Annotated in this window: 26 protein-coding genes; 11 read left to right on the forward strand and 15 right to left on the reverse strand. The window is 58.5% G+C overall.

Annotated elements, in window-relative coordinates; all coding sequences use genetic code 11:
• Positions 1-9: 9 nt before the first annotated feature.
• From pheT to infC, 6 genes are all read right to left on the reverse strand, one after another.
• Positions 10-2,433, reverse strand: coding sequence for a phenylalanine--tRNA ligase subunit beta (gene pheT / locus J5276_RS13850; RefSeq protein WP_111804267.1), 2,424 nt, complete (start codon positions 2,431-2,433; stop codon positions 10-12).
• Between the two features lie 24 nt (positions 2,434-2,457).
• The gene (pheS, locus tag J5276_RS13855; protein WP_065659795.1) at positions 2,458-3,540 is read right to left on the reverse strand and encodes a phenylalanine--tRNA ligase subunit alpha; all 1,083 of its coding nucleotides are present in this window, start codon (positions 3,538-3,540) and stop codon (positions 2,458-2,460) included.
• Positions 3,533-4,411: a lipopolysaccharide kinase InaA family protein gene (locus J5276_RS13860; RefSeq protein WP_111782883.1), complete on the reverse strand. Its 879-nt coding sequence runs from the start codon at positions 4,409-4,411 to the stop codon at positions 3,533-3,535. The genes pheS and J5276_RS13860 overlap by 8 nt, the downstream gene beginning before the upstream one ends.
• Before the next feature lie 165 nt (positions 4,412-4,576).
• A complete protein-coding gene (gene rplT / locus J5276_RS13865; protein ID WP_003514622.1) occupies positions 4,577-4,981 on the reverse strand; it encodes a 50S ribosomal protein L20 in 405 nt (134 codons plus the stop codon).
• A gap of 40 nt (positions 4,982-5,021) precedes the next feature.
• On the reverse strand, positions 5,022-5,225 hold the full coding sequence (gene rpmI, locus J5276_RS13870; protein WP_003493355.1) for a 50S ribosomal protein L35: 204 nt from the start codon (positions 5,223-5,225) through the stop codon (positions 5,022-5,024).
• A 194-nt stretch (positions 5,226-5,419) separates the two neighbouring features.
• On the reverse strand, positions 5,420-5,956 hold the full coding sequence (gene infC / locus J5276_RS13875) for a translation initiation factor IF-3 (RefSeq protein ID WP_060641871.1): 537 nt from the start codon (positions 5,954-5,956) through the stop codon (positions 5,420-5,422).
• A gap of 187 nt (positions 5,957-6,143) precedes the next feature.
• Here infC and J5276_RS13880 point away from each other — a divergent pair, with 187 nt between their 5' ends.
• Both J5276_RS13880 and J5276_RS13885 read left to right on the forward strand, forming a co-directional pair.
• Positions 6,144-6,932, forward strand: coding sequence for a carboxylesterase (locus tag J5276_RS13880; RefSeq protein WP_112154816.1), 789 nt, complete (start codon positions 6,144-6,146; stop codon positions 6,930-6,932).
• 118 nt (positions 6,933-7,050) lie between these two features.
• The gene (locus J5276_RS13885) at positions 7,051-7,665 is read left to right on the forward strand and encodes a transglutaminase-like cysteine peptidase (RefSeq protein WP_003514617.1); all 615 of its coding nucleotides are present in this window, start codon (positions 7,051-7,053) and stop codon (positions 7,663-7,665) included.
• A 63-nt stretch (positions 7,666-7,728) separates the two neighbouring features.
• Here J5276_RS13885 and mbfA read toward each other — a convergent pair whose 3' ends face one another.
• Entirely contained in the window at positions 7,729-8,712 is a 984-nt protein-coding gene (gene mbfA, locus J5276_RS13890; protein ID WP_003514615.1) for an iron exporter MbfA, read from the reverse strand.
• A gap of 140 nt (positions 8,713-8,852) precedes the next feature.
• Here mbfA and J5276_RS13895 point away from each other — a divergent pair, with 140 nt between their 5' ends.
• Positions 8,853-9,377: a group III truncated hemoglobin gene (locus tag J5276_RS13895; RefSeq protein ID WP_112154817.1), complete on the forward strand. Its 525-nt coding sequence runs from the start codon at positions 8,853-8,855 to the stop codon at positions 9,375-9,377.
• An 87-nt stretch (positions 9,378-9,464) separates the two neighbouring features.
• Complete coding sequence (locus tag J5276_RS13900) at positions 9,465-10,568, forward strand: TRAP transporter substrate-binding protein (RefSeq protein WP_003514611.1); 1,104 nt, start codon at positions 9,465-9,467, stop codon at positions 10,566-10,568.
• A 3-nt stretch (positions 10,569-10,571) separates the two neighbouring features.
• Here J5276_RS13900 and J5276_RS13905 read toward each other — a convergent pair whose 3' ends face one another.
• Positions 10,572-11,660, reverse strand: a complete 1,089-nt coding sequence (locus tag J5276_RS13905; RefSeq protein ID WP_162632886.1) for a helix-turn-helix transcriptional regulator — start codon at positions 11,658-11,660, stop codon at positions 10,572-10,574.
• Between the two features lie 143 nt (positions 11,661-11,803).
• On the opposite strand from J5276_RS13905, the gene J5276_RS13910 reads away from it, so the two are divergent.
• Entirely contained in the window at positions 11,804-12,880 is a 1,077-nt protein-coding gene (locus J5276_RS13910) for an alpha/beta fold hydrolase (RefSeq protein WP_112154818.1), read from the forward strand.
• 10 nt (positions 12,881-12,890) lie between these two features.
• Here the strand turns inward: J5276_RS13910 and J5276_RS13915 are convergent, their stop codons facing one another.
• The 3 genes from J5276_RS13915 to J5276_RS13925 form a co-directional block, all read right to left on the reverse strand.
• Entirely contained in the window at positions 12,891-13,409 is a 519-nt protein-coding gene (locus J5276_RS13915) for a GNAT family N-acetyltransferase (RefSeq protein WP_112154819.1), read from the reverse strand.
• Positions 13,410-13,431: 22 nt separating this feature from the next.
• Positions 13,432-14,013, reverse strand: coding sequence for a helix-turn-helix domain-containing protein (locus J5276_RS13920; RefSeq protein ID WP_065703672.1), 582 nt, complete (start codon positions 14,011-14,013; stop codon positions 13,432-13,434).
• 95 nt (positions 14,014-14,108) lie between these two features.
• Complete coding sequence (locus J5276_RS13925) at positions 14,109-14,510, reverse strand: ketosteroid isomerase-related protein (RefSeq protein ID WP_003514602.1); 402 nt, start codon at positions 14,508-14,510, stop codon at positions 14,109-14,111.
• A 73-nt stretch (positions 14,511-14,583) separates the two neighbouring features.
• Between J5276_RS13925 and J5276_RS13930 the strand changes: the two genes are divergently transcribed.
• The 3 genes from J5276_RS13930 (at position 14,584) to lepA (ending at position 17,958) form a co-directional block, all read left to right on the forward strand.
• Positions 14,584-15,192 carry a GNAT family N-acetyltransferase gene (locus J5276_RS13930; protein WP_174011235.1) on the forward strand — a complete coding sequence of 203 codons (609 nt, stop codon included), beginning with the start codon at positions 14,584-14,586 and terminating at the stop codon, positions 15,190-15,192.
• Positions 15,189-16,058, forward strand: coding sequence for a carbon-nitrogen hydrolase family protein (locus tag J5276_RS13935; protein WP_111790102.1), 870 nt, complete (start codon positions 15,189-15,191; stop codon positions 16,056-16,058). The genes J5276_RS13930 and J5276_RS13935 overlap by 4 nt, the downstream gene beginning before the upstream one ends.
• A gap of 61 nt (positions 16,059-16,119) precedes the next feature.
• The gene (lepA, locus tag J5276_RS13940; protein WP_025592156.1) at positions 16,120-17,958 is read left to right on the forward strand and encodes a translation elongation factor 4; all 1,839 of its coding nucleotides are present in this window, start codon (positions 16,120-16,122) and stop codon (positions 17,956-17,958) included.
• Positions 17,959-18,029: 71 nt separating this feature from the next.
• Here lepA and J5276_RS13945 read toward each other — a convergent pair whose 3' ends face one another.
• Positions 18,030-18,437: a DUF2000 family protein gene (locus tag J5276_RS13945; RefSeq protein WP_003514594.1), complete on the reverse strand. Its 408-nt coding sequence runs from the start codon at positions 18,435-18,437 to the stop codon at positions 18,030-18,032.
• A 94-nt stretch (positions 18,438-18,531) separates the two neighbouring features.
• Here J5276_RS13945 and J5276_RS13950 point away from each other — a divergent pair, with 94 nt between their 5' ends.
• Positions 18,532-19,314, forward strand: a complete 783-nt coding sequence (locus J5276_RS13950) for an AraC family transcriptional regulator (RefSeq protein WP_038489506.1) — start codon at positions 18,532-18,534, stop codon at positions 19,312-19,314.
• On the opposite strand, the gene J5276_RS13955 is transcribed toward J5276_RS13950, so the two are convergent.
• A complete protein-coding gene (locus tag J5276_RS13955; protein WP_112154820.1) occupies positions 19,315-20,202 on the reverse strand; it encodes an NAD(P)/FAD-dependent oxidoreductase in 888 nt (295 codons plus the stop codon).
• 150 nt (positions 20,203-20,352) lie between these two features.
• Between J5276_RS13955 and J5276_RS13960 the strand changes: the two genes are divergently transcribed.
• Entirely contained in the window at positions 20,353-20,811 is a 459-nt protein-coding gene (locus J5276_RS13960) for an Rrf2 family transcriptional regulator (protein WP_003514591.1), read from the forward strand.
• Between the two features lie 70 nt (positions 20,812-20,881).
• Here J5276_RS13960 and J5276_RS13965 read toward each other — a convergent pair whose 3' ends face one another.
• Together J5276_RS13965 and J5276_RS13970 are read right to left on the reverse strand one after the other, a co-directional pair.
• Positions 20,882-21,199, reverse strand: coding sequence for a hypothetical protein (locus J5276_RS13965; protein WP_003514590.1), 318 nt, complete (start codon positions 21,197-21,199; stop codon positions 20,882-20,884).
• Between the two features lie 88 nt (positions 21,200-21,287).
• Positions 21,288-22,685 (reverse strand): PLP-dependent aminotransferase family protein, encoded by a 1,398-nt coding sequence (locus tag J5276_RS13970; protein WP_162632887.1) that lies wholly within the window; start codon positions 22,683-22,685, stop codon positions 21,288-21,290.
• A gap of 116 nt (positions 22,686-22,801) precedes the next feature.
• On the opposite strand from J5276_RS13970, the gene J5276_RS13975 reads away from it, so the two are divergent.
• Entirely contained in the window at positions 22,802-23,677 is an 876-nt protein-coding gene (locus J5276_RS13975) for a DMT family transporter (RefSeq protein ID WP_111795069.1), read from the forward strand.
• Positions 23,678-23,681 lie beyond the last annotated feature (4 nt).

Here is a 23,681-nt window from a genome sequence, read left to right on the forward strand (position 1 = left end):
AACAGAGCTTTACGCTCTCAGCACGCCGCCCGTCGATTTCTCGACATTACCGACGATCTTTGCGGTCAGCGCCTCGAAATCCTCGTCCGTCAGCGTCTTGTCGACCGGCTGGATCTGAACTTCAATGGCGATGGACTTGCGGCTTTCGCCAAGCGATGCACCTTCGAAGACGTCAAAGACATTGACGCCGGTGATCAGCTTCCGATCAGCGCTTGTTGCAGCCTTGATGATGGCCCCTGCCTCGACCGACTTGTCGACCACGAAGGCGAAGTCGCGCTTGACCGCCTGGAAGGGCGAAAGCTCAAGGGCCGGCTTTGTGCGGGTCGCCTTCTTCTTCGGCTCCGGCATGGCGTCGAGATAGATCTCGAAACCGCTATAGACACCGGAAACATCCAGCTCTGACAGAGTCTTCGGGTGGAATTCACCGAAATAGCCGAGCACGACCTTCGGACCCATCTTGATGGTGCCGGAGCGGCCAGGGTGATACCAGCCGGGAGCACCGGCCTCGATCTGCACATTGGCCATCGGCAGGCCACAGGCTTCGAGCACCGAAAGCGCATCGGCCTTGGCGTCATAGACATCCACCGGCTTGCCGCCGCCCTTTGTGGCATTGGACCACATGCGGCCGCTGCCTGCGAGCGAGGCCGTGCCACGGCGTACACCGCCGGCAACACGGCGCTGGGTGTCTGGCGTGTCACCCTCATAGGTGCCGGAGACCTCGAAGATTGCCACATCGCCATGGCCCTTGTCGGCATTTCGCTGTGCTGCGGTCAGAAGGCCCGGCAGAAGCGAAGGACGCATATCCGACATATCGGCCGCGATGGGGTTGGCCAGTTTCAGAGCGGGCGAACCGCCACCGAAAAGCTTCGCGTGAGCTTCCGGGATGAAGGACCACGTGACGGCCTCCAGCATGCCACGGCTGGCAAGCGCACGGCGCGCGGTGCGGGTGCGCACCTGCAGCGTCGTCAAAATGCGACGGTTGACGGCACCGAAGCTCTCCAGCGGTTCCGGCTTGATGTTGTCGACGCCATGAATACGCATGACCTCTTCCACCAGATCGGCCTTGCCGTCGACATCCGGGCGCCAGGACGGCACGGTGACGGAAACACGCTCGCCCGTTCCCTCGATGCCGAAACCGAGACCCTTGAGAATGGCCAGGCTTTCTTCCGCCGAAACTTCTAGACCGGTCAGACGCTTAACTTCCGAGAGCGGAAAATCAACGACCTTGGGCTGATGCCCCTTGTAACCGACGACCTTGGCTTCGCCGGCAACGCCGCCGCAGAGTTCCAGAACCAGTTCGGTGGTGCGTTCCAGACCCGGAACCATATATTCCGGATCGACGCCGCGCTCGAAGCGATAACGGGCATCGGTGATGATGCCGAGCGAACGGCCGGTCTTGGCGATGTTGATCGGATCCCAGAGAGCGGACTCGATCAACACGTCAACGGTGTTTTCATCACAGCCGGAGTGTTCACCGCCCATGACGCCGCCGATGGACTCGAGGCCCTTTTCGTCGGCGATGACGACATTGTTCGGGCCGAGCTTGTATTCGCGCTGATCAAGCGCGAGGATCGTCTCACCCTCTTTCGCACGGCGGACCGTCAGGTCGCCCTTGACCTTGGCGGCATCGAAGACGTGCATCGGCCGGCCCTGATCGAAGGTCATGTAGTTGGTGATGTCCACGAGCGCATTGATGGGACGCAGGCCGATCGCCATCAGACGCTGCTGCATCCACTTCGGGCTCGGGCCGTTCTTCACACCGCGCACGATGCGCAGCGAAAAGCCGGGGCAGAGCGCCGCGTCATCCAGCTCCAGCTTCACGTCGACCGGGGTTGAGCCTTCGACCTTGAAGGACGGCGCTGGCTTGGTCTTGAGCTTGCCGAGACCGGAAGCGGCGAGATCGCGGGCGATGCCATAGATCGAGGTGCAATCCGGGCGGTTTGGCGTCAGATTGATCTCGATGACCGGATCGTCAAGTCCGGCATAGGTCGCGAAAGAAGTGCCGACCGGCGCGTCTTCCGGCAGATCGATGATGCCGTCGTGATCGTCGGAAATGTTCAGCTCTTTTTCCGAGCACATCATGCCGTGGCTTTCGACACCGCGTATCTTGCCGACGGCAAGCGTGACATCGATGCCCGGCACGTAAACGCCAGGACGCGCCAGCGCACCGACGAGGCCGGCGCGCGCATTCGGTGCGCCGCAGACGATCTGCACCGGCTTGCCGTCACCGGCATCCACCATCAACACCTTGAGGCGGTCGGCCTCGGGATGTTTTTCGGCGGAGACGACCTTGGCAATGACGAAAGGCTTATAGGCCGCCTTGTCGTCGACGTCCTCGACCTCAAGCCCGATCGCCGTCAACCGTTCGCAAATCTCGTCCAGCGTCGCATCCGTTTCGAGATGCTCTTTCAGCCAGGAAAGAGTGAATTTCATGTCTTTGCTCCTTGGCTAACCGGATTAAACGCTCAAACCGCCGAACAGCGTCGGCATGTCGAGCGGGCGGAAGCCGTAGTGGTTCATCCAGCGGACATCGGCGTTGAAGAAATCACGCAGGTCCGGCATGCCGTATTTCAGCATGGCGATGCGGTCGAGGCCCATGCCCCAGGCAAAGCCCTGATATTCATCCGGGTCCAGACCGCCGGCGCGCAGCACATTCGGGTGCACCATGCCGCAGCCAAGGATTTCCATCCAGTCGTTGCCTTCGCCGAACTTGACGATCGGGCCGGAGCGGTCGCACTGAATATCCACCTCGAAGCTCGGCTCCGTGAAGGGGAAGAACGACGGGCGGAAGCGCATGACAACGCTATCCACCTCAAAGAAGGTCTTGCAGAACTCTTCAAGTACCCAGCGCAGATTGCCAACATGCGCCTTCTTGTCGATCACCAGACCTTCGACCTGATGGAACATCGGCGAATGGGTGGCATCGGAATCCTGACGATAGGTCTTGCCCGGAATGACGATGCGGATCGGCGGCTTCTGGCTTTCCATGGTGCGGATCTGCACCGGCGAGGTGTGCGTGCGCAGCACCTTGCGCTCGCCGTTTTCATCCGGCTGGAAGAAGAAGGTGTCATGCATTTCGCGGGCCGGATGGCCTTCAGGGAAATTCAGCGCCGTGAAGTTGTAATAGTCCGTTTCGATATCCGGACCTTCGGCGATCGAGAAGCCCATATCCGCAAAGATCGCGGTGATTTCATCGACGATCTGGCTGATCGGATGAATGCGGCCGCGCTCGGTCGGAGATTGGCGGACCGGCAGGCTGACATCAAGCGTTTCCGCCTTCAGGCGGGCGGCAATCGCAGCATCTTTCAGGCCACTCCTGCGTTCACCGATCAGGTCGGTGATTTCAGTCTTGAGCTGGTTGATGGCAGCGCCCCGGGTCTGGCGCTCTTCCGGCGTCATCGACCCCAGCGTCTTCAGAAGCTCCGAAACCGAGCCCTTCTTGCCAAGCGCGGAGACGCGCACGGCTTCGATGGCCGGCTCATCGGCGGCGGCGGCGATCTCCGACATCAGTTGCGATTTCAAGGTATCAAGTTCAGTCATCTTTTCCTGCCTTGCCGGTATTTTTAACAGCGGCTTCGGGGTTCACAGCATTCATCAGATAGTCGGTCGCCATGATAAAGCGTCGCAGATCACTACCCATCCGCACGCGCCCGATCAACCGGGCAAGCGGTAAAAATCGCCCCAGAATGCCGATCAGACGGCACAATTCTTCAAGCGCCCGCGGCGGGGCGTTTTCACGCCAGCGGGCAAAGGCGGCGTCGCAGGTTTTAGGCGCATCGCAGGCGCGGGTCGCGACCTGCAAAAACAGCAGCCAGATATCGCGCGCCTGCGCCGTCTCCAGCGGCATGACCTCCTGAGGGCGCTCCTCGAAATCCATGAAACCGATACGGTCGTCTTTTAAAAAGAAGTCACGCACATGCGGGCGGCCGTGGCAGAGGCCCGCCGCATGCAGCTCGCCAAGCGCTTCTGCGGATTTCACAAGCAAGGCGTCATGTCGCACCGGATCGGACGCCTTTAGCGCATCCATCCGCTCCATGAGCGTCGGACCGACATCTCCCAGCACCATTGCTGTGCGCGACGAGTAGATCAGCGGCGGAACCGGGAAACCGCCTTGCTGGAACTGCTGCAACGTTTCCAGCTCTCGCTGCATGAGGCCCGCGCCGTCCAGCGGTTCAGAAGGGCGAAGAAAAGCATAAGGCAGAAGTTTTGACAGCAGCTTCTGCATTTTCATCCACCAGGTCACACGTTCCGTGCCCTGCCGTTTGATCCAAACCGTCAATTGCGAGAGCTCGACCTTTTGAATGCGCCGGTCACTTTTCAGGAGGACGCGCATCAGGGTTGCGATGTCGTCATCGTCGAGATGAACGCGAAAGCCTTCTGCTTCCACAACCTGAATTTTATTGACCAGCATTTCCGTCCACCAAGGATTTCGCTTCAAACGGCGTGAATACTCCAACTCTTCTAAATTTCTAAATTAAAAAACGCCGATAGAGCTGTATCAGAAACTGAAAACGAAAAACCCGCGCCGGAGGACCGGCGCGGGTTTCAAATGAACAACAGATTGTCCGCGCCGTAATTACTTTACAGCGGTTTCAAACTCGTTGGTCGTACCAGCTTCCTTGAGGTACTCAAGAGCCTTCTTCGCGGTCTCGACGAGCACGCCGAATGCTGCCGGCTCATGGATAGCCATGTCGGACAGAACCTTGCGGTCAACTTCGATGCCAGCCTTGTTCAGGCCGTCGATGAAGCGGCCGTAGGTCAGGCCGAATTCGCGAACAGCAGCGTTGATACGCTGGATCCACAGAGCGCGGAAGTTGCGCTTGTTGACCTTGCGGTCGCGGTAAGCGTACTGCTTGGAACGATCCACGGCAGCCTTAGCTGCGCGGATGGTGTTCTTGCGGCGGCCGTAGAAGCCCTTGGCTGCCTTGAGTGTCTTGGTGTGCTTGGCGCGGGAAGTTACGCCACGTTTTACGCGTGCCATGTCATGATCTCCTTAAAGTGTCCAAAAGTGCGGAAAAGTCTCAGAGACCGTTCGGCAGGTAGTTCTTGACGACTTTTTTGCCGTCAGCTTCGGCGAGAACCATGGTTCCACGCGCGTCGCGAATGAACTTGTTGGTACGCTTGATCATGCCGTGGCGCTTACCGGCGGCGGCTGCAACAACCTTGCCGGTGGCGGTGATCTTGAACCGCTTTTTTGCAGCGGACTTCGTCTTCATCTTGGGCATTTTGCTACTCCGTGTTTTTGTATCGAAACAGGCAGACGAGGCCTATTTCAAGCTATTCAGGAACGGCCTCGGCATGCCCTGCCGGACCGTTCGGACGCGCGCTTATAACCGCAGTCGGTTAAAAGCGCAACGGGGAATACGAACTTCCCCTTGCGGTGGTGCTTCATGCCGCCCGGGCGGCGTGCGCGAAAGAGTTATTTCGGCGCGAGAACCATCATCATCTGACGGCCTTCCAGCTTCGGCTCGGCTTCAACCTTGGCAATCGCCTGGGTATCTTCCTTCACCTGGAGGAGAAGCTTCATGCCGAGTTCCTGGTGGGCCATTTCGCGGCCGCGGAACTTCAGCGTCACCTTCACCTTGTCACCTTCGTCAAAGAAACGGTTCATCGCCTTCATCTTCACGTCATAGTCATGCGTGTCGATGTTGGGGCGCATCTTGATTTCCTTGACCTCGACGATCTTCTGTTTCTTGCGCGCTTCAGCGGCTTTTTTCTGGGTCGAGTATTTAAGCTTGCCGAGATCGAGGATCTTGCATACCGGCGGTTCAGCGTTCGGCGAAATCTCAACGAGATCGAGACCGGCATCCTCCGCCATTTTCAAAGCCTGGTCCGTCGGCATGCTACCGAGGTTCTGGCCCTCTTCATCAATAAGCTGAACTCTGGGAACCCGGATTTCCCGGTTGGAGCGCGGGCCCTCCTTGACGGGGGCATCGGCTTTGAAAGGTCTGCGAATGGTCGTATTCTCCTGATCTGTTTCTGGATCACATCGGCAAAAAACAGCTTGTTTGGTACAAGCGGCGGAAATGTCGTTATTGCCGTGGCGAAGTCAATAGCATATCTGCCCGAAAAGATCACCTGTTGTCACGGTTTTTGCAAATACGCCGCCTTTGTTGCGCGAAATTCAGGAGAATTGCATATACATGACAGAACAAGCCGCTGAATTCCTGCGTGTAGGCATGGGCGACGACGCCCGCGACATCGCCGTCCTTCACCGCCCGTCAACTTCACGAGAAGATGCACCCACGCTTGTCTGGCTCGGCGGTTACCGTTCCGACATGACGGGAACCAAGGCGGTGGAACTCGACCGCTTTGCGGCGGAAAACGGCATTGCGTGCCTGCGGCTCGATTATTCCGGGCACGGCGCTTCCGGCGGTGACTTCAAAAAGGGCACGATTTCAAGATGGCTGGAAGAGGCACTTGCCGTCGTGCGCGAAAAGGCGCCATCGCGCGTCGTCCTTATCGGTTCGTCGATGGGTGGATGGATCGCGCTGCGCATGGTCGAGGAACTGCGCAAGGCTGGCGGCACGCCGTCCGTCGCTGGTCTGGTCCTCATTGCGCCAGCCCCCGATTTCACGGCGGACCTGATAGAGCCGAGCCTCACGGATGCGGAAAAACGGTCGCTTGAAGACAAGGGTTATTTCGAGGAACATTCGGAATACAGCCCCGAGCCGAACATCTTTACGCGCGCGCTGATGGAAGACGGGCAGCAGAACCGCGTCCTCACCGGCATCATTACCACGGGCTGCCCGGTTCACATCCTGCAGGGAATGCGCGATCCCGATGTTCCCTATCAGCATGCGCTGAAGCTCCTCGAACATCTTCCTGCCGACGACGTCGTCTTGACGCTGATCCGGGATGGCGACCACCGGCTGTCCCGGCCGCAGGATATCGACAGGATGCTGGCTGCCGTCAAAGCCCTTGCAACATAGGCATTTGCGCAACGATCTTAACCATATTTAACGAGTCTTGCGCGCCGCCGATGGCTAGTGATTGACTCCTGCCCCCCAACCCTCTTAACTTTTCATTAAGAATTAAGGGACGGGTTTCATGATGAACGCACCGCTGGCGCGTGCGCTGCTGTTTGCAGTTGCCGCCGGGCTATTGACTGCTGCCTCCGCCGTGGCGGAAACCAAGGGAAGCCCTTCCATGGTGACGGGCGGGATCACATCCCAGCCGATCGGCCATTATGAGTTCTGTCAGAAATACGCGAGCGAGTGCAACATTCGAAGCAAGCTGACGCCGCCACCACGCGTCACGGAGTATGGCTGGGGTGTGGTTCGCGAGATCAACACATCCGTCAACACCTCGATCGTCGCCATGACCGACATGGAAATCTACGGCAAGGAAGAAGTCTGGGAATATCCCACGACCGCTGGCGATTGTGAGGACTTCGTGCTGCTGAAGCGCAAGAAGCTGATCGAGCGTGGGTTTTCCGTTGCTGACCTGCTAATTACTGTCGTGCGCAAGCCTGATGGCGAGGGCCACGCCGTGCTGACGCTCCGCACCACCGATGGCGATTATATTCTCGACAATCTCACCGACGACGTGAAGCTCTGGACCGACACCAACTACACTTATCTGAAGCGGCAGGCGTCCTTCAATTCGGGCCGCTGGGTTTCCATCGAGGATGGCCGCGACGTTCTGGTCGGCGCATTGCGCTGATCGGCAGATATTATAGGCTCAATGCAGAAAGCCCGCAGCAAACGCTGCGGGCTTTATTATTCACTAGGCGTTGCCGATGATGATACCGGCGGCCAGCACCAGCGAACCGCCGAGCACTACCTGAAACACTGCCCGCAGGAACGGCGTTTCCATGAAGCGGTTCTGAATAAAGGCGATGGCCCAGAGTTCCACGAAGACGACGACCGCGGCGATGGCCGTTGCTGTCCAGAAATGCGGAATGAGATAGGGCAGCGCATGGCCAAGGCCACCAACGGCCGTCATGATGCCTGAGGCGAGACCGCGCTTTACCGGAGAGCCACGACCGGAAAGCTTGCCATCATCATGGGCCGCCTCGGTGAAGCCCATGGAAATACCCGCGCCAACGGAGGCCGAAAGACCGATCAGGAAGGTTTGCCACGTATCCTGCGTGGCGAAGGCGGCTGCGAAGATCGGCGCCAGCGTCGATACGGAACCATCCATCAGTCCCGCAAGACCCGGCTGCACGAAGGTCAGAAGAAATTGCCGCTTTGCGGTTTCCGCCTCTTCTGTCTTGCCGTTTTCGTCGAGATGTTTCTCTTCCAGCATCTGTGCGATGTCTTCGTGACCACGCTCCGCCTCGGCCAGATCGCCGAGCAGCTTGCGGGTCGAGGCATCGCTGGTGCGCTTGACAGCCTCATCGTAAAAACGGATCGCCTGGGCCTCCATCAATTCCGCCTGCGCACGAATTTTGTCAAGCGACAGGTTCTTCACCAGCCAGTCCGGCGTGCGCTCGTAAAAGCCACGCACATGCTCACGGCGGATCAGGGGGATCGTTTCCCCAAATCGCCTGCGGTGCATGTCGATCAGCACGTTTCGATGCTGCTGCTCCACCTCGGCCATATCATCGAAGATTTTTGCGGATTGCGGATATTGCGCGCGCAGATGATCGGCATAGGAGCGGTAGATGCGGGAATCGTCTTCTTCGGACGAGATGGCAAGTGCGAGGATTTCCTGTTCGCCAAGCGAGGAGAACGGGCGTTTGGACAGGGAAAAAAGACTGCGGAACATGACTGGAACCTCTTTAGAATAATTCTAAATACATCCTGATCACGTCACAATCAAGCCTTTTAGAATTATTCTAATATGCCAAAGGGTCGCATTGCGGAGTGTCGAAGAGCCACGTAGGTTCTGCCGCAAAAGGAAGCACAATGCAGGACCAGATCGCGGCAAAGGCCGCCCACAACGCGGAAATTCAGAACAGGGCGGAAAAGGCCATGGCGGCTATCGGCATCGACGCCGGTTTCGTCGACCTGCTGGTCGAGACATTTTACGCCCGCGTTCTGGAACATCCCACGCTGGGCCCTGTCTTCGATGCGCGGCTTTCCGGGCGCTGGCCGGAGCATATGGCCAGGATGAAACAGTTCTGGGCCGCCGTCGCCTTCAAGAATGGCGGCTACGGCGGCAAGCCGGTGCAGGCGCATCTTGGCGTAAAAGGCATGTCGGCGGAACTGTTCCCGCAATGGCTGGCGCTTTTTTCGGCCACCCTTGACGATATCGCGCCGAGCCCACAAGCCCATAGCTGGTTCATGGAAACTGCGGAACGCATCGCAAAAAGCCTGACGCTTTCGCTGTTTTATAATCCTGCAATGGATGATCCGGCGTTAAAACGCATGCATCCGAAGCCCCATCCGGGCGATGATAGCAGGCCCGGCAAGTTCAAATATTCCCCTTGATGGCCGCGAGGATAAATGTTTAGTAGCCACTGGGAGGCGTACCGTACGGTTCGCCTGTAATATGCAGACATATCAGGGCTTATCGACATGGATCGCAGATCATTTATTCGCAAGGCGGGCGCTGTTGGTGCCGGTGTTACCGCAACCGTGCTGGCCGCTCCGGCCATTGCGCAGGAAAACCCCAAAATCACCTGGCGCATGACGTCGTCATTCACCAAGGGCCTCGACATTCTATTCGGTGCCGGCCAGATCGTCGCCGATCATGTCAAGGAAGCATCCGGCGGCAACTTCGTCATCCAGCATTTCGCCGGTGGCGAAATCGTGCCGGCGCTGCAGGCAGCGGATGCGGTGACGGCCGGAACCGTCGAAATGGCGCATACCTGCTCGTACTACTATGTCGGCAAGGACCCGACCTTCGCGCTCGGGACCTCGGTTCCCTTCGGTCTCAATGCACGCCAGACGAATGCATGGTTCAATCAGGCGGGCGGCAACGAGTTGCTCAATGAGTTTCTTGCCCAGCACAATATCTACTCGATCCTGCTCGGCAATACCGGCGCCCAGATGGGCGGCTGGTTCCGCAAGGAAATCAACACCATCGATGACCTGAAGGGCTTGAAAATGCGCATTGCCGGCCTGACCGGCCAGGTGATGCAGAAGGTTGGCGTGACACCGCAGCAGATCGCCGGCGGCGATGTTTACGCCGCTCTCGAAAAGGGCACCATCGATGCAACCGAATTCGTCGGTCCCTATGACGACCAGAAGCTCGGCTTCTACAAGGTTGCGAAATATTACTACTACCCCGCATGGTGGGAAGGTGGCCCAGCCGTTCATGCTTTCGTGAACCTGCAGAAGTTCAACGAGTTGCCGGAGAACTACAAGCGTATTCTGAAAGACGCCTGCGCCGCCGGCAGCGCCAGCATGCTGGAGCGTTATGACGCGCGCAATCCGAAGGCTTTGAAGGAACTCGTGGCGCAGGGCGCCATCCTGCGGCCGTTCAGCCAGGAAATCCTCGACGTCTGCCACAAGGCGGCGCAGGACACCTATGCCGAGATTTCGGCCAAGAACGAAAGCTTCAAGAAGATCTACGAAAGCCAGCAGGCGTTCAAGAAAGACGCCTATCTCTGGGCACAGATCGCCGAATATACCTATGACACCTATATGATGATCCAGCAGCGCAACGGCACGCTCTGATCCTCATTTCAGTATCTTCAAACGGCCATCCGGCATCTGCCGGGTGGCCGTTTTTGTATTCGACACCAGCTTCCACACCTCGCGTTCACGCCAGTCCATCGGGCTCATGCCGGTGACGCGGCGAAATTCCCGGTTGAAGTTGGATTTGGTCTGAAAGCCGGAAGACAGCATGATCGCAGTGACCGACTGATCCGTCTCCTCCAGCAGCCGGCAGGCTTCGCGGATGCGCAGCTGGTTGACATATTGCGAGACGTTAACGCCGAGCGAGCGATTGATCGCGCCCGAGATTTGCCGGCTCGGCAGACCGAGACGTTTTGCGAGCCGTGACAGGTTTAGGTTCTCATCGCGGTAGAGCGTGTGGGTCTCCATCAAGCGATCAAGCCTTTCGACAACGTCCCGGTCCTGTTGTGAAGGCGCCGGTGAAGACAACTCCGCAGCAGGCTGGGCAGCCGTTTGCGGCGCTTTGCTTTTGCCGGCAAGTGCAGCCATGAGACCGATCAGCAGAAGCCCGAGAAGATTGGCATTGCTAACAAGTGCGGCGACATTTTCTCCATGCGCCCACTCGAAATCGAAAAACACCAGAAGATCGAAGAACGCGGAAACGCAGAGAGCGACCGCGGCGACAATAAGCGCCTTGTGCGCAGATGCGACGCTGGCAAATTGTGCCTCGTCCAGCCCATCCGGCCCTTTTCTTGCCAAGAGAAGCAAGGCAATGGCGTGCCCGACAAAAATCACGATCAGCGCAAAATCGATCGCAACGGGAAGGACGAACTCCAGAAAGACGACGAAGAAAGGTGAGAGCAGAAGACTGGCAAACATCGCCCTCCTGCTTTCAACTCCAACGCCCATCAGTCCGCGAAAGGCGATGTAGACGAGAGGCGGCAGGCAGGCAGCCAGAACAGGCAAAACATAACGCGCTTCGCTCACACCATATCCCCAGCGCAAGCCGACAAGAACGGACTGCACGGCGCAAAGCGAGATGAGCGCCAGAAACGCCCGGTTGGTTCGCATATCCTCTGCGCCTCGAAAGAAGACGATGAACATGACGACCAGCAGAAGTGCGACGACAAAAGGCAATGGAATGAAAAGCACGGATAACGATCCCGAAGCGATGAATTACCACCCATTCATGGACCAGATCGCGTTTCGGCACGACCTTTAACGCGATCAAGGACGCATTTATTCACCCTAGAAGGAAAACGGGAGCATCCACCTTGTCAAACGGAGAGGCTCTCATGACACTGAAAAACACCCTTGTCGCACTTCTGATGTGCGCGGCTTTTTCCCCACAGGCATTTGCCGCAGAGGATGTCGGGCTTACCAGCATCCCAGTTTCTTCCAAGGCTCGCGACACAAACCTTGACGTTACGATCTGGTATCCGGCCAAAGGCGGAGACGGCACACCGGCGCTTTCCTCCGAGAATCGTATCTTTCAGGGAACGGCGGTTCGGAAGGACGCGACCATCAAAGACGGCCATTTCCCCCTCGTGTTGATTTCGCACGGGTCCGGCTCGCGCGGTGAAGGCATGGCCTGGATCGCCGCGAAACTCGCCAGCGAAGGTTTCATCGTCGCCGGAACCAATCATCCCGGCACGACCAGTGGTGACTCGACGCCTGCCGATACGCCGAAAATCTGGGAACGGACGAACGATCTAACCACAATCGTTACGGCCTTGACGACGGACGGCACGTGGTCAGGTGCGATCGACGGGCAACGCATCGGTGTTCTCGGCTTTTCGCTGGGCGGTAGCGCGGCGATGGAGATTGCAGGTGCACGCGCCGATCTTGACGCCTATGTGCGCTATTGTGAAGAGGATGCAGCAATGATGGATTGCCAGTGGTTTGCCGGCGGCCGGGCCTATGTCAATAACGAGCCGGTCAGCGTACCGAAGCTCGATCTAAGAACCATCGACAAGGCCCGTTTCGAGCAGCAGAACCGCGATCCACGCATCCGTTCCGCCGTGTTGGTCGATCCGGGTCTGGCGCTGGCTTTCCAGCCGGACAGCCTGAGACAAATCGATATTCCGCTGACCTTCATCAATCTTGGCAGCGAAGGTAAAATACCGCCCGCCGTGCTTGCCGACGAGCTTGCAGCACAAGTGCCTGCCTCTACTTACCGACAGGTCGACGAGGCCAACCATTTCAGCTTCCTGCCCCTTTGCAAGCCGGATGCCGACGCGTTTCTCAAATCCGTTGGCGAGCGCGATCCGATCTGCGAACCGGCCGGGCCCCGCGACCGTAAGGATATTCATGCACAGCTGGAAACGATGATCGTCAACGCCTTCAACCGCACGCTGAAGGCGGGTCAATAACAATAAGAACCTAGCCGATCCTTTTGTAAAACAGGGTCGTGCCGCAATAACGCCCGTCGGGAAAAAGCGCATAGTCGGGGATGACGCCGACGCGTTCCCAGCCAAGACGGGGATAAATTGCCTCCGCATCGCTACCCGTGGCCGTATCCAGCACCAAGAGGGTACGGCCACGTTTTGCCGCTTCCTGCTCCACCTTTTCCATGAGCTTTCGTGCAAGTCCCAGCCCGCGTGCCGACCGATGCACAAGAAGCTTCATCAGATCACCGCGATGTGGCTGGTTGGGCTTGGAGGCCAGACCGACCTGCACCGTGCCCACCACTTTATCGTTTACTTCCGCCACCACATGAATGGTGCCGCCTGCTTCCACGGCATCGGCTACATCCTGCCAGAACGGCTCGGCATCTTTTGGGGAGAAAGGCAGCATGAAACCGACAGACGCGCCGCCATTAACGCAGTCGGCGATAACGTTACAAAGTTCGGGCAAGGCATTGATCGTCTCTGCCCGGTTCAATACGCGGATGGTGGCCATTAATAACTCCTGTCGGGGAAAATCAGCGCTGTCTTTGATCCAGCACGACGGCATAACGGGCAGGTTTTTCTGAGGGATTGTGGAAGACATGTCCCTCACCCACCGGCATGAAAAGGCAATCGCCGGGTTCCAGCCGGTGCACGTCTCCACCGCTCGTCATCTCCAGCACACCTTCGAAAAGCCAGACATATTGCGTCATTCCGCGGCTTGCCGCATGCGGCGGGAAACCGACCCGTGCGCCCGCCGGGAACTCGACCTCGACAATATCGACATCGGAACCGACGCGTGGCGGAGAGATGGCACGGCGCACATAACCGGTCTCCGGGTCTTTCCAGAGCTGCTGGTCACGCTTTTTCACCAGCGGTGAAACAGCCTCTTCGTCTTCGGCGAAAAAGCCGGAGAGCGACAGGCCTAGCGCTGCGCAGATGCGGGCAAGAAGCGAGGCCGTGGGGCTCGCCTCGCCACGTTCGATGCGGGAAATCATGGCGCGGCTGACGCCGGATTCGGCGGCGAGCCGATCCAGCGTCAAACCATTTTCAGCGCGCAACGTCTTGATGCGGTCGCCGATAGAGCGTTCGAGAATATGATCTTCGTTTTCCATCATGCGAGAATACATTCTCACAAGATGGAGTCAATATCTACCATAATGGAAATTACGATCGCTTTTTTACCGCGGGTTCTGCGCGCGGCAAAGATGCATCAGGCACCGACCTGGGCGATCCAATCGTTCAGATTATAGTAGTTCGTTACTCGACTAACTTTTCCATCCTTCAGGTCAAAGAATGCACCAGCCGGCAGGACGTATGTCTGGCCATCGGCTTCCGGCAGGCCTTCATCGGTTGCGAGATATTCGCCGTTTACGATGAATTCCGCAGAGGCGCGCTTACCGTCCTCGCTCGCCATGATGACCATGTCGGTGAGGTTTTCCTTATAGCAGCGGTTCATGTGCTGCATGAAGGACGCAAAAGCCGGCTTTCCGGTCTGACGCTCGCCCTGATTGATGTCATGTACCACCTCGTCGTGAAGAAGCGCCAGAAAGGCATCCATGTCCTGACGGTTGAAGGCATCGTAATAGGCGCGGATGGTCTCAGTGGCGGTCATTGTCTTCTCCGTTCAATGCTTGCGCGGGTTTTCCATGACGGTATAACCAGTGCAACCGAAAGTGAAAATGCCCATGACCGTCGAAATCAAGTCTCTTTCCGGCATCGAGGCCGCGCCCTATTTCGATGACCTTGCGCGCCTGCGGATCGAAGTGTTTCGCGCCTTTCCCTATCTCTATGACGGATCGCTGGATTACGAGCGCAAATATCTCGCCACCTATGCCGACACGAAAGGCGCGGTTTTCGTGCTGGCGCTGGATGGCGCACACGTGGTGGGCATGTCCACCGGCATGCCGATGGCGGCCGAGACCGACGAGGTGAAGGCGCCCTTCCTGAAGGCGGGTTACGATCCGGACCGGATATTTTACTTCGGCGAAAGCGTGCTTCTGCCCAGCTATCGCGGGCATGGCATCGGGGTGCGGTTCTTTGCGGAGCGGGAGGCGCATGCGAGCAAGCTCGGCTTCAACTGCTGCACCTTCTGCGAGGTCGAGCGCCCCGCCGACCACCCGCGCCGGCCGTTGGATTACGTGCCGCTGAATACCTTCTGGGAAAAACGCGGCTATCGCCATCACCCGGAATTGCACACCAGCTTCACCTGGCGGGATCTAGACGAGAGCACCGAAAGCCCAAAGCCCCTGTCATTCTGGATGAAGACCATTGCTGCCGGAGAGGAAAACAGATGACGAAACTCGCCGCCAGCCAATATGCCATCGAACTCATCGAGACATGGGAAGGCTATGCCGCCCATCTTTCCGCGATCGTGCGCGAGGCGAAAGAAAAAGGCGCCGAGCTGCTGCTGTTGCCGGAATATTCGGCCATGACGCTGACCGGGCAGTTGCCGCCGGATGCGCGCTCGGACCTACACCGCTCCATCGAAGAGATACAGCCGCTCATCCCCTCATGGGTCGAGCTTTGCGAAGAGCTGGCGCGGCAACATCAAATCCTGTTTCAGCCGGGCAGCGCGCCAGTGAAAGACAAGGACGGCAAGTTCCGCAACCGCGCATGGCTGTTCGGCCCCAACGGACTGATCGGGTATCAGGACAAGCAGATCATGACGCGGTTCGAGCGGGAGAAATGGAACATCCATGCCGGCATCGAGGGTCTGAAAGCCTTCGAGACGCCGATCGGCAGGCTCGGCATCCTCATCTGTTACGACAACGAGTTCCCGATGCTTGGCCGGAAGCTGGCCGAGCTTGGCGTCGAACTGGTTCTCGCTCCCAGCTGCACCGATACGCTGGCCGGCGCCTACCGGGTGCGCATCGGCGCGCAGGCGCGGGCATTGGAAAACCAATATGCCGTTCTTTCCTCCCCCACGGCGGGTGAGGCTCCATGGTCTCCCGCCGTCGATGAAAATCGTGGCCGCGCAGCACTTTACGTGCCATCCGACTATGGCATGCCGGCATCGGGTATCGTCGCGGAAAGCGAAAGCGATGCGGTGACACACAGCACGTTGCTGATCGCCGATATCGACCTTGCTGCCGTGGCCAAGCTTAGAACCGAAGGACAAGTGGCCACCCGCCGCGACTGGCCGGAGCAGTTTGCGATCTGAAAAGCCCATTTTAAAGGGCTTTTAACCAAATTCCCGCTTTGCGGCATGAGAAGCCCCTGCTATAGCGCGGGGCATGAGCACAAATTCGACCCGCACGCCCCTGGACCATATCCGCAACTTCTCGATCGTTGCCCACATCGATCACGGCAAATCGACGCTGGCCGACCGGTTGATCCAGTCGACAGGCGGCCTTGCCGAGCGCGATATGTCGGAACAGGTTCTCGATTCGATGGATATCGAACGCGAGCGCGGCATCACCATCAAGGCCCAGACCGTGCGCCTGCACTACAAGGCGAATAACGGCGAAACCTATGTGCTGAACCTCATCGACACGCCCGGTCACGTCGACTTTGCCTACGAAGTGTCCCGCTCGCTTTCGGCCTGCGAAGGTTCGCTGCTGGTGGTGGACGCATCTCAGGGTGTGGAAGCCCAGACGCTGGCCAACGTTTATCAGGCGATCGACAACAATCACGAGCTGGTGACGGTCTTGAACAAGATCGACCTGCCGGCCGCGGAGCCCGACCGGATCAAGGAACAGATTGAGGAAGTAATCGGCATCGATGCTTCCGAAGCTGTGTTGATTTCGGCCAAGACCGGGCTTGGCATCCCCGATGTTCTCGAAGCCATCGTCAACCGCCTGCCACCGCCCAAGAGCGAAGTCGGCGAGAACGGGCCGCTCAAGGCGCTGCTCGTCGACAGCTGGTACGACACCTATTTGGGCGTCATGGTTCTGGTGCGCGTCATCGACGGCGTGCTGACCAAGGGCCAGCAGATCCGCATGATGGGTTCCGGCGCGAAATACGGCGTCGAGCGCGTTGGCGTACTTACCCCGAAGATGGTCAATGTCGACAGCCTCGGCCCCGGCGAGATCGGTTTCATCACCGCCTCGATCAAGGAAGTCGCCGATACGCGTGTTGGCGATACCATTACCGACGACAAGCGCCCGACGGCGCAGGCCCTGCCCGGCTTCAAGCCAGCGCAGCCCGTGGTTTTCTGCGGCCTCTTCCCTGTCGATGCAGCCGACTTCGAAGATCTGCGCGCGGCGGTGGGCAAGCTTCGCCTCAACGACGCCTCCTTCTCCTTCGAAATGGAATCGTCTGCCGCTCTCGGCTTTGGTTTCCGTTGCGGCTTCCTCGGTCTGCTGCATCTTGAAATCATTCAGGAACGCCTCGAGCGCGAGTTCAATCTCGATCTGGTCGCCACAGCACCTTCGGTCGTCTATGAAATGACGCTGACGGATGGCACCGAGAAGGAACTGCACAACCCGGCGGATATGCCTGATGTCGTGAAGATCAAGGAAATCCGCGAACCGTGGATCAAGGCGACGATCCTGACACCCGACGAATATCTCGGTGGTATTCTGAAACTCTGTCAGGACCGGCGCGGCCTGCAGACGGAGCTGACCTATGTCGGCAACCGCGCGATGATCACCTATGAATTGCCGCTCAACGAAGTGGTGTTCGATTTCTACGACCGCCTGAAATCCATCTCGAAGGGTTACGCCTCGTTCGACTACAATATCATCGACTATCGTGAAGGCGATCTCGTTAAGATGTCGATCCTCGTGAACGGCGACCCGGTGGACGCACTCTCCATGCTGGTCCACCGCTCGGCGGCTGACCGGCGCGGACGCGGCATGTGCGAAAAGCTGAAGGAACTCATTCCGCCGCACATGTTCCAGATCCCGATCCAGGCGGCCATTGGCGGCAAGGTCATCGCCCGCGAAACCGTGCGCGCGCTGCGCAAGGACGTGACGGCGAAGTGCTACGGTGGCGATGCGACGCGTAAACGCAAACTTCTGGACAAGCAGAAGGAAGGCAAAAAGCGCATGCGCCAGTTCGGCAAGGTGGAGATTCCGCAGGAAGCTTTCATCGCTGCGCTGAAGATGAACGACGAATAAGCGGCCGCTAAATCGTCGCTGATTTGACAAGGGAGGCTCACGGCCTCCCTTTTTACATTCACGGCACCTGCTCAGGCATGCAGCTTCGCGCCCTTGGTAATCTTGTCGACGATTTTCTTGTCCGCCCTCAGCGCCATGCCGACGACCTTTGCATTGTCGGGAGAAAATTCCGAAAACACCTGGCGGTTGGCAACATCATGACCGGTTGCGAACATTTCCTCGATATAGAGCGATGTCGTGACCTCGCGTTCCAGGGATCGCTGATGGATTTTGCGCAGTGCCTCCTGATCCGTGGCCATGACGACTATCGGCTGGACGGACAGGGGATTGTAGACGTTACCCGCCCCGTCGCGGTATGGTTCCCCGATGATCTCTCTGGTCTGGGCGACGATGCCGGACATGAGAAATGCGGTGACGTTCAGTTTTTGCCACACGGCAAGGTCATCACGAAGGATGACGGCGATCTTGGTATCAAACATGCGAACTCAATCTGGCTGTGGTTACGAAAGAGAAGCGACCCTAGCCCCTCAGGGTACGAGCGATCTTGAACGTTCGTGCAAATTCGAGGGGATCGTGCAGGCCCCTTCCAGCGAAGGGATCGAGCGCATTGAAGCGCGCTTTCACGGCAACGCCTATGCACCCCATCGCCATGACACCTATGCGCTCGGTGTGACGCTTTCCGGCGTCCAGACCTTTTCCTATCGTGGCACATCGCATTTCAGCACGCCCGGAAAGGTTATCGTGCTGCATCCGGACGAAGTTCACGATGGTGGTGCCGGCACCGACGAAGGTCTGCGCTACCGTATGCTCTATCTTCCGCCGGAAAAAACCATGCAGGTGCCGACCGGATTTCACGCGCTGCCATTTGCAAAAAATCCCGTCATCGAAGACGATGAGTTCCGTCAATGCCTGATAGAGGCTCTCGGCAATCTCGAAGGCGAGCCGGACAATCTGCTCCTGACCGACTGGCAATCGAGACTGTCGGATCTGCTCTGGAAGCATTCGAACGGAAACCAGAGAACAATCAAGCGGCTTGACCGAATCGCCGTTTTCCGTTGCCGGGATTACCTGCTGGAGAACAGCGCGCTTGCCGTCAGCTCAGAGAAGCTGGAGCAAATAAGCGGGTTAGATCGCTTCACGCTCTTTCGGCACTTCCGCTCCCTGTTTGGCACGAGCCCGCACCGTTATCTCATCATGCGGCGTCTGCAAAAATGCAAGGACATGATGCGGGCTGGTGCGGGTCTTGCGGAAACGGCGTTTGCCTGCGGCTTTGCGGATCAGGCGCATTTTACCCGCCACTTCAAGAATGCCTTCGGAATGCCTCCGGGGCGCTGGCTAAGCCTTGTTTCGCACTGATCATTCCGGAAACATGATCGACCTGTGAGCCGCAGTCCCTGCCATGGCGCCATCGCCCACGGAAAGAGCGACCGAGCCAGCGGGCCTCGCCACATCACCGCATGCGAAGATTCCGCGCACTGTCGTCTGTTTCATGGCATCCGTCACGATGCTTGAACCCATCGGCCCTTCTTCCACGGTGCAACCGAGCTTTTCGATCCAATCCGAGGCAATCCGCAATTTCGGTTGCGTGAAAAGACCGGCCAAAGCAATGCTACGCCCATCCGCAAGAACGACATCCGCATGCCCTGCGATCTCTCTGATACGCTCTTTTTCCACCCGAACGCCCCGGGCTGACAAAAGCGCATTCTGTTCGGCATCCGGAACGAATATACCATTGGTAAAAAAGGTCGTTTCACCCCAGTCCGGAAGCATCAATGCATGGTGGATGGCCAGCGGTGAGGCCGTGATGACGCCGATCCTGCGCTGATCCAGTTCGTATCCGTGGCAATAGGGGCAATGGAAGACGGCGCTGCCCCAGCGTTCCTTCAGCCCGGCTATATCAGGCAGTTCATCCGTAACGCCTGTGGCAAGGATTAGTCTGGCCGCCCTTTCGCGGCGATTGCCATCGATCTCGATAACGAAGTCATCGAATGATCCTTCGGCATTCGTTACCCTGCCCTTTGCCCAGTGTATCGTCGGGTAGCGCTCGATCTGGCGGCGTGCCTCGGCGATGATGTCGCCCGGCGCCTTGCCGTCCTGTCCGAGAAAACCGTGGGAATGGCTGGCGAAGCGATTTCTCCGCTCACCCGCATCCACCACCAAGATGTTTTTTCTCGCGCGCCCGAGCTGCAGGGCGGCGGACAGGCCCGCATAGCTGCCGCCGATGATGATGACTTCGTATTTCATGATGCACCTATCGTTCACCGAGCCGGAAGCGCCCGTTCGTTTCACGATACTTATATTGTTACATGAATTTTAGAGTCAATAGTCACGCAACTTATATTGTTACGTCATATGCTAACTGGTAATGTCGCGAAAAACAGGCGGATTTCACCGATGAGACACGACACGCGCCTTTCACGGGTGCTGCATATTCTGATCCATATGGAGAAACACGAGGGTGCGGCGACCTCGGAAAGCATCGCGGCGATGTTGCAGACGAACCCGGTGGTGGTGCGCAGAACCATGGCGGGCTTGCGGGAGCACGGTTACGTGTCGTCGGAAAAAGGCCATGGCGGTGGCTGGGTTCTGGCGCGACCGCTCAGCGAAATCACGCTGCTCGATATTTACCGGGCGCTTGGCGCGCCGGAATTGTTCTCGATTGGGCTGGCAGGAGATAATCCTAACTGCGTCATAGAGCAGGCCGTCAATGCTGCCCTTTTCGATGCCATGAACGAGGCGGAGACCATTCTCCTGTCCCGCTTCGGAAACATTACGCTTTCGGCGCTGGCGGAGGAATCGATGAGCCGCTGGTCCAGATTGTCCAACCACCCCTCCGCGATGGATCAGCTCTAACGCCGCAGAGTTGGCGCAATAAAAAACCGCCTGCCGTAAGGCAGGCGGTTTTGTCAGATGATCTAACCCATTACGGCTGCGTCTGCGTGCCGCCAGTATTCGGGCTTGCCGGTGCTGCATTGTTGGCAGGCGGTGTTGCCGGGACAGTCGGAGTCACGGGCGCCGGTGCCTGTTGCGTTGCCGCAGGCGGCATGGTCGAGGATGTCGTGGCCGGATCGGTGTTCGGGCCGCTCATCTGCGACCAGGCAAAAACGCCCACCAATGCGACAACGAGAATCGCCAGCCATGGCATCCAGGACGGAGACTTGCGGGCAAGCGGTTCATTGCTGATATTCAGTTCCGGACGAAGATCACGGTCCGGGCGCGGATTGTTTGGATCGAATGTCATGGTATTTCCTCCTCTTCATTCTGAGAAGAAAACGGCGTTCACGGGATTTTGTTCCGATTCTCCTCGGCCAGCACAATATGGGCGACAATTACGCGCTCTGCCTGAGGGCATCTGCCAGCACGGCCATGACCTGAGGAGCGGCCATTTGCGACACATTGAAACGCATGAAAGCGGATGCGTTCTGCGCGGAGCTGAAAACATTGCCGGGTGCCAGCACCACCTGTTGCACCAGTGCCCGGCGTGCAACATCGGCGGCGTCGACCCCCTCCGGCAGGCGGCACCATAAGAACATGCCCGCCTGCGGTTCGATCCACGGCACACATCCAAGCGCTTTCAAACGCGCCGCCGCCTCAGGCACCGCCGCCGCGAGACGCTGTCGAAGAGCCTCGACATGCTTGCGATAACTACCGTCAGTCAAAAGCGACAGGATCAATGCAGCCGAAAAATTTGCTCCACCAAAAGCAGTGGCAATCTTGAGATCGGTCAGGGCTTCCACCCATGCCGGAGGCGCTGCGATGAAACCGCACCGCACGGAAGCAGACAGGGTTTTTGAAAAACTACCGATCTGGACGACCCGGTTCAGACCATCGAAAGCAGCCAGCCGTGGTGCCGCCTGCGTTTCAAAATCGGCAAAAATATCATCCTCGATGATGGTGAGGCCCGCCTGTTCGGCCAGCATCAGCAGGCGATGGGCGGAAACGGCAGAAAGCCTTGCGCCTGTCGGATTATGGATCGCGGAATTAGTGATATAAAGGCGCGGCTGATGCTCTTTCAGTGCCTGCTCGAAAAGCGGCAGGTCCGGTCCAGCCGGCGTATAGGGCACACCAACGATTTTCACCCGATGCGCCCGCAAGAGAGCGCGGAAGTTAAAATAGCAGGGATCATCGACAATAACCGTATCCCCTGGCTGCAGCAGGAAACGACACAGGAGATCGATCGCCTGCGTGCCGGAATCGGTGAGCATGATCTGGCTGGCGCCCGCCTGGACGCCATGTTCGGCAAGTCTGCGGGACAAAAGCTGGCGTAGCGGCAACAGCCCCATCGGGCTCGCATAATCCGTCAGCAAGGACGCATCCGCGCGGGCAAGCCCCCTCATCGCCCGCCGTAGCGCTTGCTCCGGCATCCATGACGCTGGAAGCCAGCCGCAGCCGGGCTTGGCAAGCGCCGCCCCCTCGTCCAGCGCCTGGCGCGACACCCAGAGCGGATCCACCGCCCTGTCCAGCCGAGGCTCGATATCGGCCAGAGACAGGGGCGCTAGCGGACCCGCCACATAAAATCCCGAACCCGGTCGCGAGCTTATGGTGCCATCGGCAACCAGCCGGTCATACGCCTCGACGACGGTTGAAGTTGAGACCTGCATGGCCTTCGCAAGCGCTCGAACGGATGGCAATCTGGCGCCGGGAACGAGGCTTCGCGAAGCGATGCGTTGCCGCATGCTGGCCATCACCTGTTCTATGCGCGTTCCCGTCGCGAGGTGTCCGTCCACATTTCTCTCCAACCGTACCGTCCAAACAACCATAACAGTTTCTTGAAATTGTATATGATTGTCGCTGTTTTCACCAGCCGTTCCAGATCAAGAAAGTGAAATTGCAGGAGACGGTCATGGACAAGACGACAAGCGGTTGGCTAAGCGGCCTTATCGGCGTGGTGATATTCAGCGGCTCGCTGCCCGCCACGCGGGTTGCGGTAACGGGTTTCGATCCGGTGTTCCTGACCCTCGCCCGCGCCAGCATAGCCGGCCTTCTGGCGCTCGCTTTGCTTTTTGTGTTCCGGCAAAAACGCCCGGCGCGCGATGATCTGGCATCGCTTTTCATCGTATCCTTCGGCGTGGTGGTTGGCTTCCCGCTGTTGACTGCTCTCGCCTTGCGGCACATCACCTCGGCCCACTCCATCGTCTTTGTCGGGCTTTTGCCGCTCGCAACCGCGGTTTTTGCCGTGCTGCGTGGGGGAGAACGCCCGCGGCCCGCCTTCTGGTTCTTTTCCTGCCTGGGCAGCGTCCTCGTTGCCGGCTTTTCATTGTCGAATTCGCTGGCCTCCGGGCTCGGAGCCTCACTTGCCGGCGATCTCTTGATGCTGGGCGCGATTATCGTCTGTGGGCTGGGATATGCCGAGGGTGCTGCCCTTTCCCGCAAACTGGGGGGCTGGCAGGTCATCTCATGGGCATTGGTCCTCTCCCTGCCTCTGATGCTGCCGCTTGCCTTTTTCACAGGGCCGCAAACCCTCGCAGGCATCGACCCGCAGGCCTGGGGCGGCCTTGCCTATGTCTCGCTGTTCAGCATGCTGATCGGCTTCATCTTCTGGTATCGCGGGCTGGCGCTTGGCGGCATTGCCGCAGTGGGCCAGCTGCAATTGCTGCAGCCGTTCTTCGGGCTGGTGCTTGCAGCAACCCTGCTTCACGAGGAGGTCAGCCCTGCGATGATCGGCATCACGCTCGTGGTGGTGCTCTGCGTTGCCGGCGCGCGAAAATTTTCGCGCTGACGCC

This window comes from Agrobacterium sp. S7/73 (assembly GCF_019355535.1).
Lineage (GTDB): Bacteria > Pseudomonadota > Alphaproteobacteria > Rhizobiales > Rhizobiaceae > Agrobacterium > Agrobacterium tumefaciens.

What these genes read in the sequence shown, in the direction of transcription:
- pheT (WP_111804267.1), bottom strand. Translation starts at nt 2,433, where the DNA reads ATGAAATTCACTCTTTCCTGGCTGAAAGAGCATCTCGAAACGGATGCG.
- pheS (WP_065659795.1), bottom strand. Translation starts at nt 3,540, where the DNA reads ATGACTGAACTTGATACCTTGAAATCGCAACTGATGTCGGAGATCGCC.
- J5276_RS13860 (WP_111782883.1), bottom strand. Translation starts at nt 4,411, where the DNA reads ATGCTGGTCAATAAAATTCAGGTTGTGGAAGCAGAAGGCTTTCGCGTT.
- rplT (WP_003514622.1), bottom strand. Translation starts at nt 4,981, where the DNA reads ATGGCACGCGTAAAACGTGGCGTAACTTCCCGCGCCAAGCACACCAAG.
- rpmI (WP_003493355.1), bottom strand. Translation starts at nt 5,225, where the DNA reads ATGCCCAAGATGAAGACGAAGTCCGCTGCAAAAAAGCGGTTCAAGATC.
- J5276_RS13880 (WP_112154816.1), top strand. Translation starts at nt 6,144, where the DNA reads ATGACAGAACAAGCCGCTGAATTCCTGCGTGTAGGCATGGGCGACGAC.
- J5276_RS13885 (WP_003514617.1), top strand. Translation starts at nt 7,051, where the DNA reads ATGATGAACGCACCGCTGGCGCGTGCGCTGCTGTTTGCAGTTGCCGCC.
- mbfA (WP_003514615.1), bottom strand. Translation starts at nt 8,712, where the DNA reads ATGTTCCGCAGTCTTTTTTCCCTGTCCAAACGCCCGTTCTCCTCGCTT.
- J5276_RS13895 (WP_112154817.1), top strand. Translation starts at nt 8,853, where the DNA reads ATGCAGGACCAGATCGCGGCAAAGGCCGCCCACAACGCGGAAATTCAG.
- J5276_RS13900 (WP_003514611.1), top strand. Translation starts at nt 9,465, where the DNA reads ATGGATCGCAGATCATTTATTCGCAAGGCGGGCGCTGTTGGTGCCGGT.
- J5276_RS13910 (WP_112154818.1), top strand. Translation starts at nt 11,804, where the DNA reads ATGACACTGAAAAACACCCTTGTCGCACTTCTGATGTGCGCGGCTTTT.
- J5276_RS13915 (WP_112154819.1), bottom strand. Translation starts at nt 13,409, where the DNA reads ATGGCCACCATCCGCGTATTGAACCGGGCAGAGACGATCAATGCCTTG.
- J5276_RS13920 (WP_065703672.1), bottom strand. Translation starts at nt 14,013, where the DNA reads ATGATGGAAAACGAAGATCATATTCTCGAACGCTCTATCGGCGACCGC.
- J5276_RS13925 (WP_003514602.1), bottom strand. Translation starts at nt 14,510, where the DNA reads ATGACCGCCACTGAGACCATCCGCGCCTATTACGATGCCTTCAACCGT.
- J5276_RS13930 (WP_174011235.1), top strand. Translation starts at nt 14,584, where the DNA reads ATGACCGTCGAAATCAAGTCTCTTTCCGGCATCGAGGCCGCGCCCTAT.
- J5276_RS13935 (WP_111790102.1), top strand. Translation starts at nt 15,189, where the DNA reads ATGACGAAACTCGCCGCCAGCCAATATGCCATCGAACTCATCGAGACA.
- J5276_RS13945 (WP_003514594.1), bottom strand. Translation starts at nt 18,437, where the DNA reads ATGTTTGATACCAAGATCGCCGTCATCCTTCGTGATGACCTTGCCGTG.
- J5276_RS13955 (WP_112154820.1), bottom strand. Translation starts at nt 20,202, where the DNA reads ATGAAATACGAAGTCATCATCATCGGCGGCAGCTATGCGGGCCTGTCC.
- J5276_RS13960 (WP_003514591.1), top strand. Translation starts at nt 20,353, where the DNA reads ATGAGACACGACACGCGCCTTTCACGGGTGCTGCATATTCTGATCCAT.
- J5276_RS13965 (WP_003514590.1), bottom strand. Translation starts at nt 21,199, where the DNA reads ATGACATTCGATCCAAACAATCCGCGCCCGGACCGTGATCTTCGTCCG.
- J5276_RS13975 (WP_111795069.1), top strand. Translation starts at nt 22,802, where the DNA reads ATGGACAAGACGACAAGCGGTTGGCTAAGCGGCCTTATCGGCGTGGTG.